This window comes from Blastococcus sp. URHD0036 (genome assembly GCF_000701365.1).
Lineage (GTDB): Bacteria > Actinomycetota > Actinomycetes > Mycobacteriales > Geodermatophilaceae > Trujillonella.
Window position 1 is genome coordinate 178,028 of sequence record NZ_JNIK01000018.1, and the last position, 17,753, is coordinate 195,780.

The 17,753-nt window shown below is 72.6% G+C and carries 13 protein-coding genes; 2 read left to right on the forward strand and 11 right to left on the reverse strand.

What is annotated here, in order from left to right; all coding sequences use genetic code 11:
• Positions 1-209 precede the first annotated feature (209 nt).
• Together N555_RS0121220 and N555_RS0121225 are read left to right on the forward strand one after the other, a co-directional pair.
• Positions 210-2,105 (forward strand): 2-oxoacid:acceptor oxidoreductase subunit alpha, encoded by a 1,896-nt coding sequence (locus N555_RS0121220; protein ID WP_231503065.1) that lies wholly within the window; start codon positions 210-212, stop codon positions 2,103-2,105.
• Positions 2,102-3,205: a 2-oxoacid:ferredoxin oxidoreductase subunit beta gene (locus N555_RS0121225; protein WP_029433500.1), complete on the forward strand. Its 1,104-nt coding sequence runs from the start codon at positions 2,102-2,104 to the stop codon at positions 3,203-3,205. Before N555_RS0121220 ends, N555_RS0121225 begins: the two co-directional genes overlap by 4 nt.
• A 54-nt stretch (positions 3,206-3,259) precedes the next feature.
• Here N555_RS0121225 and N555_RS0121230 read toward each other — a convergent pair whose 3' ends face one another.
• From N555_RS0121230 to nuoF, 11 genes are read right to left on the reverse strand one after another with little or no spacing between them, the layout of a single operon-like run.
• Positions 3,260-4,420: a PQQ-dependent sugar dehydrogenase gene (locus tag N555_RS0121230; protein WP_029433501.1), complete on the reverse strand. Its 1,161-nt coding sequence runs from the start codon at positions 4,418-4,420 to the stop codon at positions 3,260-3,262.
• 22 nt (positions 4,421-4,442) lie between these two features.
• Positions 4,443-5,501 (reverse strand): polyprenyl synthetase family protein, encoded by a 1,059-nt coding sequence (locus N555_RS0121235; protein WP_081866395.1) that lies wholly within the window; start codon positions 5,499-5,501, stop codon positions 4,443-4,445.
• Positions 5,501-7,063, reverse strand: coding sequence for an NADH-quinone oxidoreductase subunit NuoN (gene nuoN / locus N555_RS0121240; RefSeq protein WP_029433503.1), 1,563 nt, complete (start codon positions 7,061-7,063; stop codon positions 5,501-5,503). Before nuoN ends, N555_RS0121235 begins: the two co-directional genes overlap by 1 nt.
• A complete protein-coding gene (locus N555_RS0121245; RefSeq protein WP_051684319.1) occupies positions 7,063-8,715 on the reverse strand; it encodes an NADH-quinone oxidoreductase subunit M in 1,653 nt (550 codons plus the stop codon). The genes nuoN and N555_RS0121245 overlap by 1 nt, the downstream gene beginning before the upstream one ends.
• 40 nt (positions 8,716-8,755) lie before the next feature.
• On the reverse strand, positions 8,756-10,669 hold the full coding sequence (nuoL, locus tag N555_RS0121250) for an NADH-quinone oxidoreductase subunit L (RefSeq protein WP_029433505.1): 1,914 nt from the start codon (positions 10,667-10,669) through the stop codon (positions 8,756-8,758).
• 15 nt (positions 10,670-10,684) lie between these two features.
• Positions 10,685-10,984, reverse strand: a complete 300-nt coding sequence (gene nuoK, locus N555_RS0121255) for an NADH-quinone oxidoreductase subunit NuoK (RefSeq protein ID WP_029433506.1) — start codon at positions 10,982-10,984, stop codon at positions 10,685-10,687.
• Positions 10,981-11,805, reverse strand: coding sequence for an NADH-quinone oxidoreductase subunit J (locus N555_RS0121260; protein WP_029433507.1), 825 nt, complete (start codon positions 11,803-11,805; stop codon positions 10,981-10,983). Before N555_RS0121260 ends, nuoK begins: the two co-directional genes overlap by 4 nt.
• Complete coding sequence (nuoI, locus tag N555_RS0121265) at positions 11,802-12,434, reverse strand: NADH-quinone oxidoreductase subunit NuoI (protein WP_081866396.1); 633 nt, start codon at positions 12,432-12,434, stop codon at positions 11,802-11,804. Before nuoI ends, N555_RS0121260 begins: the two co-directional genes overlap by 4 nt.
• A complete protein-coding gene (nuoH, locus tag N555_RS0121270; protein ID WP_029433509.1) occupies positions 12,427-13,944 on the reverse strand; it encodes an NADH-quinone oxidoreductase subunit NuoH in 1,518 nt (505 codons plus the stop codon). Before nuoH ends, nuoI begins: the two co-directional genes overlap by 8 nt.
• On the reverse strand, positions 13,941-16,427 hold the full coding sequence (locus tag N555_RS0121275; RefSeq protein ID WP_034511816.1) for an NADH-quinone oxidoreductase subunit G: 2,487 nt from the start codon (positions 16,425-16,427) through the stop codon (positions 13,941-13,943). The genes nuoH and N555_RS0121275 overlap by 4 nt, the downstream gene beginning before the upstream one ends.
• Positions 16,424-17,752, reverse strand: a complete 1,329-nt coding sequence (gene nuoF / locus N555_RS0121280; protein ID WP_029433511.1) for an NADH-quinone oxidoreductase subunit NuoF — start codon at positions 17,750-17,752, stop codon at positions 16,424-16,426. Before nuoF ends, N555_RS0121275 begins: the two co-directional genes overlap by 4 nt.
• Position 17,753 lies beyond the last annotated feature (1 nt).

The following is a 17,753-nucleotide window of genomic DNA, read 5'->3' on the forward strand; positions in this document are numbered from 1 at the left end:
ACGGGTACTGCGCGGAAAGCGCCCGCACAAACGCCCATCGTCTCGCTCTCCGTGACAGGATCTCGACATGCGTGACAGCGACGGCGGGAGTGTGCGATTCCACACTCCTCTTTCTTCACACACACGTAACCTCGCCCGGTGGAGGTAGACCACTGATGACTGCGACCGACCCGGCTGTGTCCGCGGGAAGCTCGGCACCTGGCGGCCTCGTGAAGAGCGTCGTCGAACTCGACCGGGTGGTGATCCGGCTCGCCGGTGACTCCGGCGACGGCATGCAGCTGACCGGCAACCGCTTCACCAGCGAGACCGCGTCGTTCGGCAACGACCTGTCGACGCTGCCCAACTTCCCCGCCGAGATCCGGGCGCCCACGGGGACCCTGCCGGGCGTGAGCAGCTTCCAGCTGCACTTCGCCGACCACGACATCATGACGCCGGGCGACGCCCCGGACGTCCTCGTGGCGATGAACCCGGCCGCCCTGAAGGCCAACCTGGCCGACCTCCCGGGCGGTGGGCTGCTCATCCTCGACGCCGACGAGTTCACGGCGCGCAACCTCGCGAAGGTCGGCTACGCGACCAACCCGATCGAGGACGGCTCACTCGAGGGGTGGCAGACCGTCAGCGTGCCGCTGACCAGCATGACGCTGGAGGCGCTCGCCGACTCCGGGCTCGGCAAGAAGGAGGCCGAGCGGAGCAAGAACATGTTCACGCTCGGGCTGCTCTCCTGGATGTACCACCGGCCGACCGAGGGCACCGTCCGCTTCCTCGAGCGCCAGTTCCGCCGCAAGCCCGACATCGCCGCGGCCAACATCGCCGCCTTCCGGGCCGGCTACAACTACGGCGAGACCACCGAGGCGTTCGCGGTCTCCTACGAGATCAAGCCGGCGCCGATGGCACCCGGCAAGTACCGCAACATCTCCGGCAACCAGGCGCTGTCCCTCGGCCTGGTGGCCGCGGGGCAGCGCTCCGGGCTGCCGATCTTCCTCGGCGCGTACCCGATCACCCCGGCGTCGGACATCCTGCACGAGCTGTCCAAGCACAAGTCCTTCGGCATCCGGACGTTCCAGGCCGAGGACGAGATCGCCGGCATCGCCTCGGCGATCGGTGCCTCCTTCGGCGGCGCGCTCGGCATCACGACGACGTCCGGTCCCGGGATCTCGCTCAAGTCCGAGGCGCTGGCCCTGGCGATCATGACCGAGCTCCCGCTGGTCGTCATCGACGTGCAGCGCGGTGGCCCGTCCACCGGACTGCCCACCAAGACCGAGCAGTCGGACCTGCTGCAGGCGATGTTCGGGCGCAACGGGGAGGCCCCGCTGCCGGTCGTCGCCCCGCGTTCGCCCGGTGACTGCTTCGACGCGGCCATCGAGGCGACCCGGATCGCCCTGACCTACCGCACGCCGGTGATCCTGCTGTCCGACGGCTACCTGGCCAACGGGTCCGAGCCGTGGGCGGTGCCGAACAGCGCGGACCTGCCCGACCTGACCGGCGCGGTCGACTTCGCGACCGAGCCCAACGGCGAGGACGGCGAGTTCCTGCCCTACCTGCGCGACCCGGAGACGCTGGCCCGCCCGTGGGCCATCCCCGGGACGGCGGGCATGCAGCACCGCATCGGTGGTCTGGAGAAGGCCGACAAGACCGGCAACATCTCCTACGACCCCGAGAACCACGACTTCATGACCCGCACGCGGCAGGCGAAGATCGACGGCATCGCCGCCTCGATCGGGCCCACCGACGTGGACGACCCGGACGGCGACGCGACCGTGGCCGTCATCGGCTGGGGCTCCACCTACGGGCCGATCGGCGCCGGCGTCCGCCGGGTCCGCCGCTCGGGACGCAAGGTGGCGCAGATCCACCTGCGGCACCTCAACCCGTTCCCGGCCGACCTCGGCGAGGTCCTGGGCCGCTACGAGCGGGTCGTCTGCCCGGAGATGAACCTCGGCCAGCTCGCGCTGCTGCTGCGGGCCAAGTACCTGGTCGACGTCCAGAGCCACACCCAGGTGCGCGGGCTGCCCTTCCGGGCCGCCGAGCTCGCCGCGGTGATCCAGGACGTCATCGACTCCACCAGCGGCGCGGAACTGGCCGCCGACCCCACCGGAGGCGGGGAATGAGCACCACCGAGCACGTGCACGACCTGGGCATGCCCGCCGCGAACCCGATCGACGCCGCCATCGCCGCGTCGGTCGCCACGCAGGGCGACAAGCAGACCGAGCTGAAGGCCAAGGACTTCAAGACCGACCAGGAGGTGCGCTGGTGCCCCGGGTGCGGTGACTACGTCATCCTCAACGCGGTCCAGAGCTTCCTGCCGTCGCTCGGCATCGCCCGCGAGGACATGGTGATCGTGTCCGGGATCGGCTGCTCCTCGCGGTTCCCGTACTACATGAACACCTACGGGATGCACTCGATCCACGGCCGTGCCCCGGCGATCGCCACCGGCCTGGCCGTCTCCCGTCCGGACCTCTCGGTCTGGGTCGTCACCGGTGACGGCGACTCGCTGTCCATCGGCGGGAACCACCTCATCCACGCGCTGCGCCGCAACGTCAACATCACGATCCTGCTGTTCAACAACCGGATCTACGGGCTGACCAAGGGCCAGTACTCGCCGACCTCGGAGGTCGGGAAGGTCACGAAGTCCACGCCGATGGGCTCGCTGGACCACCCGTTCAACCCGGTCTCGCTGGCCATCGGCGCGGAGGCCACGTTCGTCGGCCGGGCGATGGACTCCGACCGCAAGGGCCTGACCGACGTGCTGCGCCAGGCCGCGGAGCACGAGGGCACCGCGCTGGTGGAGATCTACCAGAACTGCAACATCTTCAACGACGGCGCGTTCGACCTGCTCAAGGACCCGACCACGGGCACCCAGTGGTCGATCCCGCTGGTCCACGGCGAGCCGCTGGTGTTCGGCCCCGACGGTGCCGCGTGCGTCGTCCGCGACGACTTCGGCGGGCTGCGCATCGCCGAGACCAACCAGGTCGACGCCGCGGACATCGTCGTCCACGACGCGCACCGCCAGGACTCCTCGTACGCGTACGCGCTGTCCCGGCTGTCCAGCCAGGACCTCCGCTACACCCCGATGGGCGTCTTCCGCTCCGTGCAGAAGCCGACCTACGACCGGATGATGTCCGAGCAGCTGGACGTCGCCGCCGCGGAGGGCAGCGCCGACCTGGACTCGATCCTCGCCGGCAACGACACCTGGACCGTCTCCGCCTGAGCTGGACCTGACCGGAGGGGATCGGGGGGCGTTCCGCCCACCGATCCCCTCCGCTCATCCCGGGGTCACCCGGAGCAGCTGGTCCTCGCCGCCGCCGTTGTCGGTGGTGACGTACAGGGCGCCGTCCGACCCCAGCTGAGGGGTGCGGATCCGGCCGTACGCGTCCTCCAGCTCGGGGACCCGGAACTGCTCGACCAGACCGCCGACCGCGTCGATCCGCAGCGCCAGCAGGCCGGTGTCCTTCAGCACGCCGACGACGAGCAGCCCGTCGTAGACGCCCCACTGCTCCCCCGCGAGGAACGTCGCGCCCGAGGTGGCGATCGTGGGGTCGCCCGACGCCCAGGTGGCCGGGACGACGCCGGGCAGCGCGGGGTCGGTCATGGGCACGCTCTCGTCGTAGATGCCCCCGCCGTCCGGGTCGTAGCCGCCGTTCGCGCCCGCGGACAGCAGCGTCACCTCGTCGTCCCGGTCGGTGCCCTGCTCGACCGCGACGACCTGTCCGGTGCCCGGCCGCACCGCCAGCCCCTGCACGTTGCGGTGCCCGTACGTCCAGACCAGCGGTGACGCCCCGGGCTCCCCGGCGAACGGGTTCCCGGGCGCCGCGGCCCCGGTGAGCGGGTCCACGCGCAGCACCTTGCCGCCGAGCGAGCCGCGGTCCTGCGGGTAGGAGCCGACGGCGTTGTCACCGGTGCCGACCAGCAGCGCCCCGTCGGCGTCGAACCGGAGCCGGCAGCCGCCGTGCCGGCCGGAGGCCTCGTTGGCCGGGAGGCCGCCGACCAGCGGGTCCGCGACGCGCGTGGCCGACCGCCAGTCCGCGGCCACGGTCCACGCGACGACCGCGATCGAGGCCCCGTCGCCGTCGAGCACGCCCTGGCAGGTGTAGAGCCGCCGGTTCGCCTCGAACCCCGGGTCGAGCACGAGGCCCATGAGGCCCGTCTCCCCCTGCGCGTAGAGGTCGTCGAGGTCGGCGGCGACGTCCAGCACGTCGCCGTCCGGCCGCACGGCGGTCAGCCGGCCGGGGCGCTCGTCGACGAGCAGGGTCCCGTCCGGTGCCTGGGCGACGTCCCACGGGTGGTCCAACCCGTCGAGGACGACGGTGACCGCCAGCCCGGGCGCATCGTCCGGCGCATCGGCGGCTGGAGCGTCGTCCGCGCCGCAGGCGGTCAGGAGGCCGGTGGCGCAGAGGAGGACGGCGAGAGAGCGGGCGGCGGGCACTCCGCCAGCATCCCCGCCGTGATCAGCTGGTGCGGGTGACCACGTAGTCGCAGAGGGCCGAGAGCGCGTCCCGGACGTCGCCGGCGGGGATCTCCCCGAGGCGGGCACGGGCGCGGTCGGCGTAGTCGCGCAGGACCTGGGCCGCGCGCTCCAGGGACGCCGACGCCCGCAGCAGCGCCAGCGCCTCGGCGTGCTCCGCGTCGTCGGTCAGCGGGGCGGCGACGAGCTCCCGCAGCCGGTCCTCGGCCGGGTCGTCGCCCGCGAGGACGAAGAGCACCGGCAGCGTGGCGACGCCCTCGCGCAGGTCGGTCCCGGGCAGCTTCCCGGAGGCGTCGCCCTCGCTGACGATGTCGAGCAGGTCGTCGGAGAGCTGGAAGGCCACGCCGACCTCCTCGCCGAACGCGGTCAGCGACTCCACGAGGGCGGCGTCGACGCCGGCGAACGAGGCGCCGAAGCGCGCCGCGGTCGCGACGAGGGAGCCGGTCTTGTCGGCGAGCACCTCGAGGTAGTGGTCGACCGGGTCGTCGCCGGGGACGGGACCCACGGTCTCCCGGATCTGCCCGGTCACCAGCCGCTCGAAGGTCCGGGCCTGGACGCGGACCGCCTCCGGACCGAGGTCGGCCAGCAGGTCCGAGGCCCGGGCGAAGAGGAAGTCGCCGGTGAGGATGGCGACGCTGTTGGTCCAGCGGGTGTTCGCGCTGGGGGCGCCCCGCCGGACGGCGGCCTCGTCCATGACGTCGTCGTGGTACAGCGTCGCCAGGTGGGTGAGCTCGCAGACGACTGCGGAGCGGATCACCTCCGGTGCGTCCGCGTCGCCGAGCTGGGCGGCCAGCAGGGTCAGCAGCGGCCGGAACCGCTTGCCACCCGCGGCCATGAGGTGCGCGGCGGCCTCCCGCACGAAGGCGTGCGGGCTGTCGACGGACGCCGTCAACGCCGTCTCGACGTCCGCGAGACCGGCGGCGAGAGCCTCGCCGAGGGGACCCTCGGGCAGCCAGCTGCCGATCGTGGACGCCGGGGCGGACGCGCGCTGCCACACCGGGGTGGGGGGCGTGGCGTCGAACGCGGCGCGGGCTCCGGTCATCAGCCGACGAATCTAGCCGCCTGGCCTGCGAGGTCGAGCACCGACCCGGGCAGGACGCCCAGGACGAGGGTGGCCGCGGCGGTCACCGCGAGCACGATCGTCGTGGGCAGCCCGGGGACGCCGACCGTCGGGCCCTCGAGCGAGCCACCCGCGGCCGAGCTCCCGGCCGGCTCCGAGAAGTACATGAGGACGACGACGCGCAGGTAGAAGAACGCGGCGATCGCGCTGGTCAGCAGGGCGACGACGGCCAGCGGCCAGGCCCCGTCGTCGATGGCCGCCCGGAACACCGCGAACTTGCCGGTGAACCCGCTGGTGAGCGGGATGCCGGCGAGGGCGAGCAGGAAGAGGGTCATGACGGCCGCGAGGACCGGCGAGCGGCGGGCCAGGCCGGCCCACTGCGAGAGGTGGGTCGCCTCGCCGTCGCCGTCCCGCACCATGGTCAGGACGGCGAAGGCACCGAGCGTCGTGAGCCCGTACGCGAGCAGGTAGAAGAGCGTCGCGGACAGGCCCGGGCTGTCCCCGGTCGCGTCGAAGCCGATGACGCCGGTGAGCAGGAAGCCGGCGTGCGCGATGGAGGAGTAGGCGAGCATCCGCTTCAGGTCGGTCTGGGTCAGCCCCAGGACCGCGCCGACGACCATGGACACGATGGCGATGCCGTAGATCAACGGCCGCCAGGTCCACTCGTCGGTGCCGAACCCGACGTAGAGCAGGCGGAGGATCGCGCCGAAGGCCGCCACCTTGGTGCAGGCACCCATGAACGCGGTGACCGGCGTGGGAGCGCCCTGGTAGACGTCTGGCGTCCAGCTGTGGAAGGGCGCCACGCTGGCCTTGAACATCAGCCCGACCAGCAGCAGTGCCAGACCGAGGACGAGGAGCGTGCCGCCGCCCTCGTCGGTCACCGCCTCCTGGATGTCGGACAGCCGGACGCTGCCCACGGCGCCGTAGACCAGCGCCAGCCCGTACAGGAAGAAGCCCGAGGCGAAGGCGCCGAGCAGGAAGTACTTGAGCGCCGCCTCCTGGGACAGCAGCCGGCGACGCCGGGCCAGGCCGCTGATCAGGTACAGCGGGAGGCTGAGCACCTCGAGGGCGACGAACATGACCAGCAGGTCGTTGGCCGCGACGAACAGCATCATGCCGCCGATCGCGAAGGTCGCCAGCGGGTAGACCTCCGTCTGCACCCGCGACGAGGTGAGCAGCTCCCGGTCGCGGACGCTGCCGGCGGGGACGGCGGCCGAGGCGACGAACGACGACCGCGCCGGGTCCAGCCCGCGCTCGGCGAACAGCAGGATCGACAGCGCGCCGAGACCGGCGATCGTCGCCTGGAGGAACAGCCCGGCGCCGTCGACGGCGAGCGCGCCGGCCGCGGTCACCTCCCGGGTGCCGGCCAGGAGCAGCGTGCTCACGAAGCCGCCGACGGTGCCGACCAGGGCCACCGCGACCTGCGCGGGGTGCCGGGTGTCCCGGGGCGCGAACGCCTCGATGAGCACGCCGACGCAGGCCGCGCCGAACAGGAAGAGCAGCGGGGACAGCCCCGCCAGCGAGAGGTCCGGTGCCTCGATCATCAGTTCCCCGCCTCCGTCTCGGCACCGTTCTGGTCCACGTCGGGGGTGACCCCGCCGGGGTCGCCGCCGACGTCGGAGACCGTGTCGGCCACCGCCGGCTCGACCAGGTCGATCAGCGGCTGCGGGTAGACGCCCAGGACGATGATCAGCGCCACGAGCGGGGCCACCACGGCGATCTCCCGGCGGCTCAGGTCGGCGAACCGCCGGGCCGTGGCCGTGGTGGCGGTGGCCGTCGCGGTGGCCGTGGTCGTCCCGTGCCCACCGGCCGGGGCGGGCTCCCCGGCGGCCGGGCGGGCCGCCCCCGGCGCGGCCATGAGCCCGCGCGCCGGGCCGTGCATGGTGCGCTGGTACATCAGCAGCACGTACAGCGCGGCCAGGATGATGCCGACGGTCGCGATGATCGTGAAGACCGGCCGGGTCGGGTAGGAGCCGATCAGCACGAGGAACTCGCTGACGAAGCTGTTGGTGCCCGGCAGCGCCAGCGAGGCCAGCCCGGCGATGAGGAAGACCCCCGCGAAGGCCGGCGCCTGCGCCGCGACGCCGCCGTAGTCGGCGATCCGCCGCGAACCGCCCCGGGCGATCATCATGCCGACGACCAGGAACAGCAGCCCGGTCGCGATGCCGTGGTTGACCATGTAGAGCACCGCGCCGGTGAGGGACTCGGTGGTGAACGCGAAGATGCCCAGCGCGATGAACCCGAAGTGCGCGATCGACGTGTAGGACACCAGTCGCTTCATGTCGCTCTGCCCCATCGCCAGCAGCGCCGCGTAGAGCACCCCGGCGACGGCGAGGGCCAGCACGTAGGGCGCGAAGTCGCGGGAGGCGTCGGGGAACAGCGGCAGGCAGTAGCGGATGAAGCCGAAGGTGCCCACCTTGTCGAGGACGCCGACCAGCAGCACCGCTCCCCCGATGGGCGCCTCGGCACCGGCGTCGGGCAGCCACGTGTGCAGCGGCACCAGCGGTGCCTTGATCGCGAAGGCGATGAAGAAGCCGAGGAAGAGCAGCTTCTGCACGTCGGGGTCGATGTCGATGGCGTTGAGCACCTCGAAGGCGAAGCTGCCCTCGCCCTGCTGGGCGCTCACGACGTACAGGCCGATGACGGCGGCGAGCATGATCAGCCCGCCGACCAGGCTGTAGAGGAAGAACTTCACCGCCGCGTACTGCCGGCGCGGCCCGCCGAAGCTGCCGATCAGGAAGTACATCGGGACGAGCATCGCCTCGAAGAAGACGTAGAACAGGAACACGTCGGTCGCGGCGAAGACGCCGACCATCATCGCCTCGAGCAGCAGGATCCAGGCGAAGAAGGTGGTGGTCGAGCGGGTGCCGACCGGTGCGTCGTCCCACGAGGCCCCGACGACCACCGGCACGAGGACGCCGATGAGCAGCAGCATGACCAGGGCGATGCCGTCGACGCCGAGGGCGAAGGAGACGCCGAAGTCCTCGATCCAGGAGACCGAGCTGGTCAGCTGGAACCGGTCGCCGCCCGCGTCGAAGGCGGCCGTGGCCAGCACCGCCAGCAGCAGCACCAGCAGGCTGACGCCGAGCGAGATCTGCTTGCCCAGCAGTTCGCGGCCGCGGGGGAGCGCCGCGACGACCGCCGCCCCGACCGCGGGCACCACGATCATCAGCAGCAGGAACGGGAAGTCACTCACCGGGCAGCCTCTCGGTCCGTCGTCAACGTGGCCTTCCCGCTCATCCCGCCGTCACCGCCAGCAGCGCCCCGACGACGAGCACCGCGCCGCCGAGCATCCCCAGGGCGTAGGTGCGGACGAAGCCGGTCTGCGCGCGGCCCAGCCGGGCGGAGGACCCGCCCAGCCCCGCGGCGAGGCCGTTGACCGCGCCGTCCACGCCGCGGTTGTCCACCCACACCAGCGCCCGCGTCAGCCACTGCCCGGGGCGCATGAACAGCGACTCGTTGATCGCGTCGGCGTAGAGCGCCTTGCGGGCGGCCCGGGTGACCGGCGAGACCCGCGCGGGGGCGACGACCGGGACCTCGCGGCGGCCGACGAACAGCCAGGCGGCGAGCACCCCGAGGAGCATCACCACCGTGACGGCGATCCCCACGACGGCCGGCGCGACGACGTGCTCGGCCTCCTCCGGGACGCCGAACACCGGCTCGAGCCACTCGTCCAGCGGGAAGGCCTGCACCAGCAGGAAGCCGGCCGCGATCGACCCGACCGACAGCACGATCATCGGCACCGTCATCACCGGCGGCGACTCGTGCGGGTGCGGCGTCTCCCGGCCCGGCTCCGACGGCGCCCAGCGGGGCCGGCCGAAGAACGTCATGAACATCAGCCGGGTCATGTAGAAGGCGGTGAGACCGGCACCGAGCACCGCCACGCCGCCGAGCACCCAGCCGGAGGCGCCACCCCGGTCGAACGCGGCCTCGATGATCGCGTCCTTGGTCCAGTAGCCGGACAGGAACGGGAACCCGATGAGGGCCAGGTAGCCCAGCCCGAAGGTCACGAACGTGACCGGCAGCTTCCTGGCCAGACCGCCGAACCGGCGCATGTCCACCTGGTCGTCCATGGCGTGCATGACCGAGCCGGCGCCGAGGAACAGCCCGGCCTTGAAGAAGCCGTGGGTGAGCAGGTGCGCGATCGCCGCGGCGTAGCCGATCGGACCGAGGCCGACGGCCAGGAACATGTAGCCGATCTGGCTGACCGTCGAGTACGCCAGGACCTTCTTGATGTCGTCGAAGGCGCAGCCGGCGATCGCGCCGATCATCAGCGTGATCGCCCCGACGCAGAGCACCACGGTCCGGGCGGTCTCGGTGAGGTCGAAGATCGGCGCCGACCGCGCGATCAGGTAGACGCCGGCGGTGACCATGGTCGCGGCGTGGATGAGCGCCGAGACCGGCGTGGGGCCCTCCATGGCGTCGGGCAGCCACGCCTGGAGCGGGAACTGGCCGGACTTCCCGCAGGCGCCGAGGAGCAGCAGCAGGCCGATCGCCGTGACGGTGCCCCCGGCCAGCAGCCCGACCGATCCGAAGACGCCCTCGTAGGTGACCGTGCCCAGCTGGGTGAACATCACGAAGATGGCCAGCGCCAGGCCGACGTCCCCGACGCGGTTCATGATGAAGGCCTTCTTGGCCGCCGTGGCCGCGGCCGGGCGCTCGTGCCAGAAGGCGATGAGCAGGTACGAGGCCAGGCCGACGCCCTCCCAGCCGACGTACAGCGCCACGTAGTTGTCGCCCAGGACCAGCAGCAGCATCGCCGCGACGAACAGGTTCAGGTAGGCGAAGAACCGGCGGCGGCGCGGGTCGTGCGCCATGTAGCCGATCGAGTAGACGTGGATCAGCGCGCCCACGCCGGTGATCAGCAGGGCGAAGACCGCCGACAGCGGGTCGAACAGCAGCCCGGCCTGGACGTCGAGGTTGCCGCTGTCGATGAAGGTGAAGAGGTCGACGGCGACCTGCCGGTCGTCCAGCTGGAAGGTGCAGGCGACAGCGAGGACGAAGCTCGCCGCGATGGTGGCGGTGCCCAGCAGGTGGCCCCAGCGGTCGGTGCGCTTGCCGCCCAGCAGCAGCACCGCCGCGCCCGCGAGCGGCAGCGCGATGAGCAGCCAGGAGGCAGAGAGCAGCCCGTCAGCAGGCACGGTGTCCATGTCCGGCGTCCCCGATCAGTACTTGAGCAGGTTGGCGTCGTCGACGGACGCCGAACGGCGGGTCCGGTAGATCGACATGATGATCGCCAGGCCGACCACGACCTCGGCGGCGGCCACGACCATGACGAAGAACGCCATGATCTGGCCGTCGACGGTGCCGGTGGCGCGGGCGAAGGTGACCAGCGTCAGGTTCACCGAGTTCAGCATCAGCTCGACGCACATGAACACGACGATCGCGTTGCGCCGCACCAGCACGCCGACGGCGCCGATGGTGAACAGGATCGCGGCGAGGACCAGGTAGTGGCTCAGGGTCACCGCAGGTCACCGTCCTGTGCGCCGTCGGTGGTGCCGAGCGCGGCGTCGGGGCTGCCCAGCTGGCGGCGGCCGGTGGGACGCGGCATCTGGTCGACCTCCGCGGGATCGATTCCGGTGGCGAAGCTGGACTCGGCGAGGCTGCCGTCGGGCAGCAGCGCCGGCGTGGCCACCGAGTTGGCCCGGGCGAAGACGCCGGGACCGGGGTGGGTCTGCGGCCGGTCGGTGAGGAACCGGGCCCGCGAGAGCTCCTTCTGGGTCTGCTTGGTGCCGGGGTCGCGTTCGATGTGCGCCAGCACCATGGCGCCGACCGCCGCCGTGATCAGCAGCGCGCTGGTCACCTCGAAGGCGAGCAGGTAGCGGGTGAACAGCAGCTCGGCGATCGCCTGGATGTTGCCGTCGGGCTGGGCGTCGTCCAGGCCGGTGGCCGACAGGTCCTCGGTCGCCCGGGCGATCCCGGTGCCCGCCAGGCCGGCGAAGCCGACGCCGAGCACGATCGCCGCGACCCGCTGCCCGCGCAGGGTCTCCACGACCGAGTCGGAGGAGTCGCGGCCGACCAGCATCAGCACGAACAGGAAGAGGATCATGATCGCGCCGGTGTAGACGATGATCTGCACCGCGCCGAGGAACGGCGCCTCCTGGACGACGTAGAAGACGCCCAGCGCGAGCATCGTGTTCACCAGCCAGAGCGCCGAGTGGACGGCGTTGCGGGAGAACACCATCCCCAGCGCCCCGGCCAGCGCGATCGGGGCCAGCACCCAGAAGACGACGGCCTCGCCGGTGCCCAGCGAGACACCGGTGTCGGCCGCGGCGAGCACGCTCACTGCGCCTCCCCGCGCTGGGTCGCCGCCAGGTAGTAGTCCTTCTCGTCGTTCCCGAGGCGCATCGCGTGCGGCGGCGCCTCCATGCCCGGCAGCAGCGGGGCCATGAGCTGCTCCTTGGTGAAGATCAGGTCCTGCCGGTTGTCGTCGGCCAGCTCGAAGTCGTTGCTCATCGTCAGCGAGCGGGTGGGGCAGGCCTCGATGCACAGCCCGCAGAAGATGCAGCGCAGGTAGTTGATCTGGTAGACGCGGCCGTACCGCTCGCCCGGGGAGAAGCGGGCGTCCTCGGTGTTGTCGCCGCCCTCGACGTAGATGGCGTCTGCCGGGCAGGCCCAGGCGCACAGCTCGCACCCGACGCACTTCTCCAGCCCGTCCGGGTGCCGGTTGAGCACGTGCCGCCCGTGGTAGCGCGGCTTGGTCACCTTCGGGACCTCGGGGTACTCCTCGGTCGTCACCTTGCGGAAGATCTGCGCGAAGGTGACGCCGAAGCCCTGGCCCGGTGCGGGCAGCAGGCTGCGGCGGGTCGCCGGGGCCGGGGCGGAGCCGCGCCCGGCCCGTTCGACCTCGCCACCCCGCGCCGCCCGGGTGACGCCCTTCTCGCCGCCGCCGGTCGTGGGGCTCTGGTCAGACATCGCCGTCCTCCGTGCTGGTGGTCGAGGGGGCGTCGGAGAGGCCCGTGCGGGTGCTGCCGCGGCGGCCCGTGGAGACCACGCCGCCCTCGCTGCGCGCGACGGCGCCGACCGGCTCGCCGCGACGCAGCCGCGGCGACGGTGGGACGAGCAGGTCCATCGGCGGGACGGGGAAGCCGCCCTCGGCCCGGCTCGGGCCGGTGCGCTGCGCCGGCCGGCGGCGCGGCCCGGCGGGGGCGAGCACCTCCGGCTCGGGGTCGACCGCGTGCACGGCGCCGGCCGTGGCCTCCTCGGCCATGAGCCGGGTGTCCCGGTTGGCCGCCCGGCTGGCGACGGCCAGCCCGCCGAGCACCAGCAGCGCGATGGGCACCCCGACGAACAGGGCGACCTGGCCGGTGGAGAGGTCCGCCTCGCGGGAGACGGTGCGCATCGTGGCGACGGCGAGGATCCACACCAGGGCGGTGGGGACCAGGACCTTCCAGCCGAACCGCATGAACTGGTCGTAGCGGAGGCGGGGCAGGGTGCCGCGCAGCCAGATGAAGACGAACAGCGCGACGACGACCTTGCCGAAGAACCACAGCATCGGCCACCAGCCGGAGTTGGCGCCGTCCCAGATCGACAGCGGCCACGGCGCCCGCCAGCCGCCGAGGAACAGCGTCGCGGCCAGGGCGGAGACGGTGACCATGTTGATGTACTCGGCCAGGAAGAACAGCGCGAACTTCAGCGACGAGTACTCGGTGTGGAACCCGCCGACCAGCTCGCTCTCGGCCTCGGGCAGGTCGAACGGTGCACGGTTGGTCTCCCCGACCACGGCGATCGCGTAGATGACGAAGCTGACCGGCAGCAGCACGGCGAACCAGCTCGGCCCGGTGAACTCCCAGCCGAAGAAGGACACCTCGTTGCCCTCGGCCTGCGCGGCGACGATCTCCGACGTCGACATCGAGCCGGCGTAGAGGAAGACCGCGACGATCGACAGCCCCATCGCGATCTCGTAGCTGACCATCTGCGCGGCGCTGCGCAGGCCGCCCAGGAGCGGGTAGGTCGAGCCGGAGGCCCAGCCGGCGAGCACGATCCCGTACACGCCCATCGCCGAGCAGGCCAGGACGACGAGCACGCCGATGGGGGCGTCGGTCAGCTGCAGCGGGGTGACCTGGCCGAAGATGCTGACGCTGGGCCCCATCGGGATGACCGAGAAGGCCAGGAACGCCGGGACGGCCGCGATGACCGGGGCCAGGAAGTACACCGGCTTGTCGGCCAGCGCCGGCATGATGTCTTCCTTGAAGGCGAGCTTCAGGCCGTCGGCGAGGCTCTGCAGGTAGCCGCGGGGGCCGACTCGGTTGGGGCCGATCCGCTGCTGCATCCGCGAGACGACCTTGCGCTCGAAGACGATCGCGAACAGCGTCATCACGACCAGCACGACGAAGACGCCGACGATCTTGATGAGCACGATCCACCAGACGTCGTGCCCGAAGTCCTCCAGCGTCGGCTGGTCGGCGCTGGCGAGGACGTTCACGCGGGGCCTCCTGCGACGGCGAGACGGACGACGCCGCCCGGGGCGGTCCCGAGGGAGTCGCGGACCTCGCTGCCGGGCGAGCGCATCGGCAGCCAGACCACGCGGTCGGGCATCTCGGTGACGCGGACCGGCAGCGTGATCGCGCCGGCTGCACCGGTCACGGTCAGCCGGTCGCCGTCGGTGATGCCGAGCCGCGCGGCCGCCTCGCGGCCCAGCCGGGCCACGGGTGGACGGGCCGTCCCCGCGAGCTCGGGCTCGTCGCGCTGCAGGGTGCCGACGTCGAGGAGCTGCCGCCAGGAGGCGAGGACCGCCTCGCCCTCGCCGGGGGCGGCCTCGGTGGCGGGGGTGACGTCGAGGCCGGCGACGGGGGCGACCGTGCCCGGCAGCCCGAGCGCGCCGAGTTCGGCCTGCGCGGCCTCGACGGCCGGCAGCCGCAGGTCGACGCCCATCTCCTCGGCCAGGCCGTGCAGCACGCGGCCGTCGGTCAGCTGGCCGGTGCCGTGCAGCGTGGCGTCGAAGGACCGGACCCGACCCTCCCAGTCCAGGTAGCTGCCGGCCTTCTCCGGCGCCGCGGCGACCGGGAGGACGACGTCGGCGTGCTCGGTGACCGCGCTGGGCAGCAGCTCCAGGCTGACGACGAAGCCGGCCGCCGCCAGGGCCGCCTCGGCCAGCCGGGGGTCGGGGAGGTCGTGCGGGTCGACGCCGCCGACGAGCAGGCCGCCGAGGGCACCGTCGCGGACGGCGGTGAGGATCGCGGTGGCGTCGCGGCCGGGAGTCGCCGGCAGGGCGTCGACCGGCAGGCCCCAGGCCGCGGCGACGTCGGCCCGGTGCGCGGGCTCGGTCACGACCCGGCCGCCGGGCAGCAGGCCGGGCAGGGCACCGGCCTCGACCGCGCCGCGCTCACCGGCCCGGCGCGGCACCCAGGCCACGCGGGCGCCCGTCACGCGGGAGAGCTCGGCCAGCGCGCTGAACGCACCGGGGACCTCGGCCAGCCGCTCGCCGGCGAGCACGACCGCCCCCGGCTGCCGCAGCGCCTCGACCGCGGGGCCGCCCCAGGTGCCGGCCGCCAGCGCCGACAGCGAGCGGGCCTCGGTGCCCGGCAGGGTGCCGAGCACGGTCGCCTGCAGCTTGACGGCCGCGCGGGTGGCGAACGGAGCCAGGTCGAAGACCGGCAGCCCGCGGGTGCGCACGGCGCGGCGCAGCCGCAGGAAGACGATCGGGGACTCCTCCTCCGGCTCGAAGCCGGCCAGGAGCACCGCCGGGGCCTCGCCCAGCTCGTCGTAGCTGACGGCGCCGGCGCCGGGGAACCGGCCGGCCACGCGGGCGGCGAGGAAGGCCTCCTCCTCCGCGGAGTGCGCGCGGGCGCGGGCGTCGACGTCGTTGGTGCCCAGCGCCACGCGGGCGAACTTCGCGTAGGCGTAGGCGTCCTCGACCGTCAGCCGGCCACCGGGCAGCACGCCGACGCCGCCGGCCTCGCGTGCCGCGGCGAGGCCGGCGGCGGCCGCCGCCCAGGCCTCGGGCCAGGACGCGGGCTCGAGGACGCCGTCGCGCCGGACCAGCGGCGTCGTCAGCCGCTCGTTGGCGGTCGCGTAGCGGAAGGCCCAGCGGCCCTTGTCGCAGTTCCACTCCTCGTTGACCTGCGGGTCCTCACCGGCCAGGCGTCGCTGCACCTTGCCGCGGCGGTAGTCGGTGCGCTGGGCGCAGCCCGACGCGCAGTGCTCGCAGACACTGTCCTCGCTGCGCAGGTCGAACGGCCGCGACCGGAACCGGTACTGCGCGCTGGTCAGCGCCCCGACCGGGCAGATCTGGGTGGTGTTGCCGGAGAAGTAGGACTCGAACGGCTCGTCCTCGTAGATCGCCACCTGCTCCAGCGCGCCGCGCTCGAACAGCTCGATGAACGGGTCGCCGGCCACCTGCTGGGAGAAGCGGGTGCACCGGGCGCAGAGCACGCAGCGCTCGCGGTCGAGCAGCACCTCGCTGCTGATCGGCAGCGGCTTCGGGTAGGTCCGCTTGACGTCGACGAACCGGCTCTCGGTGCGGCCGTTGCTCATCGCCTGGTTCTGCAGGGGACACTCGCCGCCCTTGTCGCACACCGGGCAGTCCAGCGGGTGGTTGATCAGCAGCAGCTCCATCGTGCCCTGCTGCGCCTTGTCGGCCGCCGGGCTGGTGAGCTGGGTCTGCACGACCATGCCCTCGCTGACCGGCATGGTGCAGGAGGCCACCGGCTTGCGCTGGCCCTCCACCTCGACGAGGCACTGGCGGCAGGCGCCCACCGGCTCGAGCAGCGGGTGGTCGCAGAACCGCGGGATCTGCACGCCGATCATCTCGGCGGCCCGGATGATCAGCGTCCCCTTGGGCACCGCGACGTCGAAGCCGTCGATGGTGCAGTGGACGGCGTCGGGCGGGGTGTGCGGCCCGGGTGCGCCCGGCGGGACCGCCGCCGCGGGCTCGGGGCTCGACGGCGAGGTGGGCGTCAACGTCACGAGGCAGCTCCGACGGGCTCCAGGCGGAGGGAGCGACCCAGCCGGCCCTGCTCCTCGGGAGGCAGCAGCGCGACGTAGTCGTCCCGGAAGTACTTCAGCGAGCTGGCGATGCAGCTGGTGGCGCCGTCACCGAGGGCGCAGAACGAGCGGCCCAGGATGTTGTCGCAGGTGTCGGTCAGCAGGTCGAGGTCGGCGGCCGTCCCGCGGCCCTGCACGATCCGCTCCAGGATCTGGACCAGCCAGTACGTGCCCTCCCGGCAGGGGGTGCACTTGCCGCAGCTCTCGTGCGCGTAGAACTCGGTGAAGCGCAGGGTGGCCTCGACGATCGAGTCGGTCTCGTCGAACACCATCAGCGCCGTGGTGCCGAGCATCGAGCCCGCGGCGGCGACCGAGTCGAAGTCCAGCGGGACGTCGAGGTGCTCGGCGGTGAAGTACGGCGTCGAGGAGCCCCCCGGCGTCCAGAACTTGAGCTCGTGACCCGGGCGGACGCCGCCGGCCATCTCCAGCAGCTCCCGCATCGTCGTCCCCATCGGGGCCTCGTACTGGCCGGGACGGACGACGCGGCCCGACAGCGAGTAGATCTTCGGGCCGGGGGACTTCTCCGGGCCGAACGCCTTGAACCACTCGGCGCCGCCGCGGACGACGAACGGCACGCTGGCCAGCGTCTCCACGTTGTTGATGACCGTCGGGGCGCCGTAGAGACCCGCGACCGCGGGGAACGGCGGCTTGAGCCGGGGCTGGCCGCGGTAGCCCTCGAGCGAGTCCAGCAGTGCCGTCTCCTCGCCGCAGATGTAGGCGCCCGCGCCGGCGTGCACGACGAGCTCCAGGTCGTAGCCGCTGCCGAGGATGTCGGTGCCGAGATAGCCGGCCGCGTAGGCCTCCTGCACGGCGGCGACCAGCCGGCGGTGGGCGTGCACGGCCTCGCCGCGGACGTAGATGACCGCGAAGTGACACCGGATCGCGAACGCGGAGATGATCACGCCCTCCACCAGGGAGTGCGGGTCGGTCATCATCAGCGGCAGGTCCTTGCAGGTGCCCGGCTCGCCCTCGTCGGCGTTGACCACCAGGTACTTGGGCTTGGCCGCCGGGCCGGTCGGGGTCTCCCCCGGCTTGGGCTGCGGGATGAAGCTCCACTTCATGCCGGTCGGGAAGCCGGCGCCGCCGCGGCCGCGCAGGCCGGAGTCCTTGACCAGGGTCACGAGGTCGTCGGGGGCCATGCCCAGCGCGGTGCGCAGCGCGGCGTAGCCCTCCAGCGACTCGTAGGTGGACAGCCGCCAGGGCTGGTCGGCACCCCACCGGGAGGTGAGGACGGGTGTCAGGGGCATG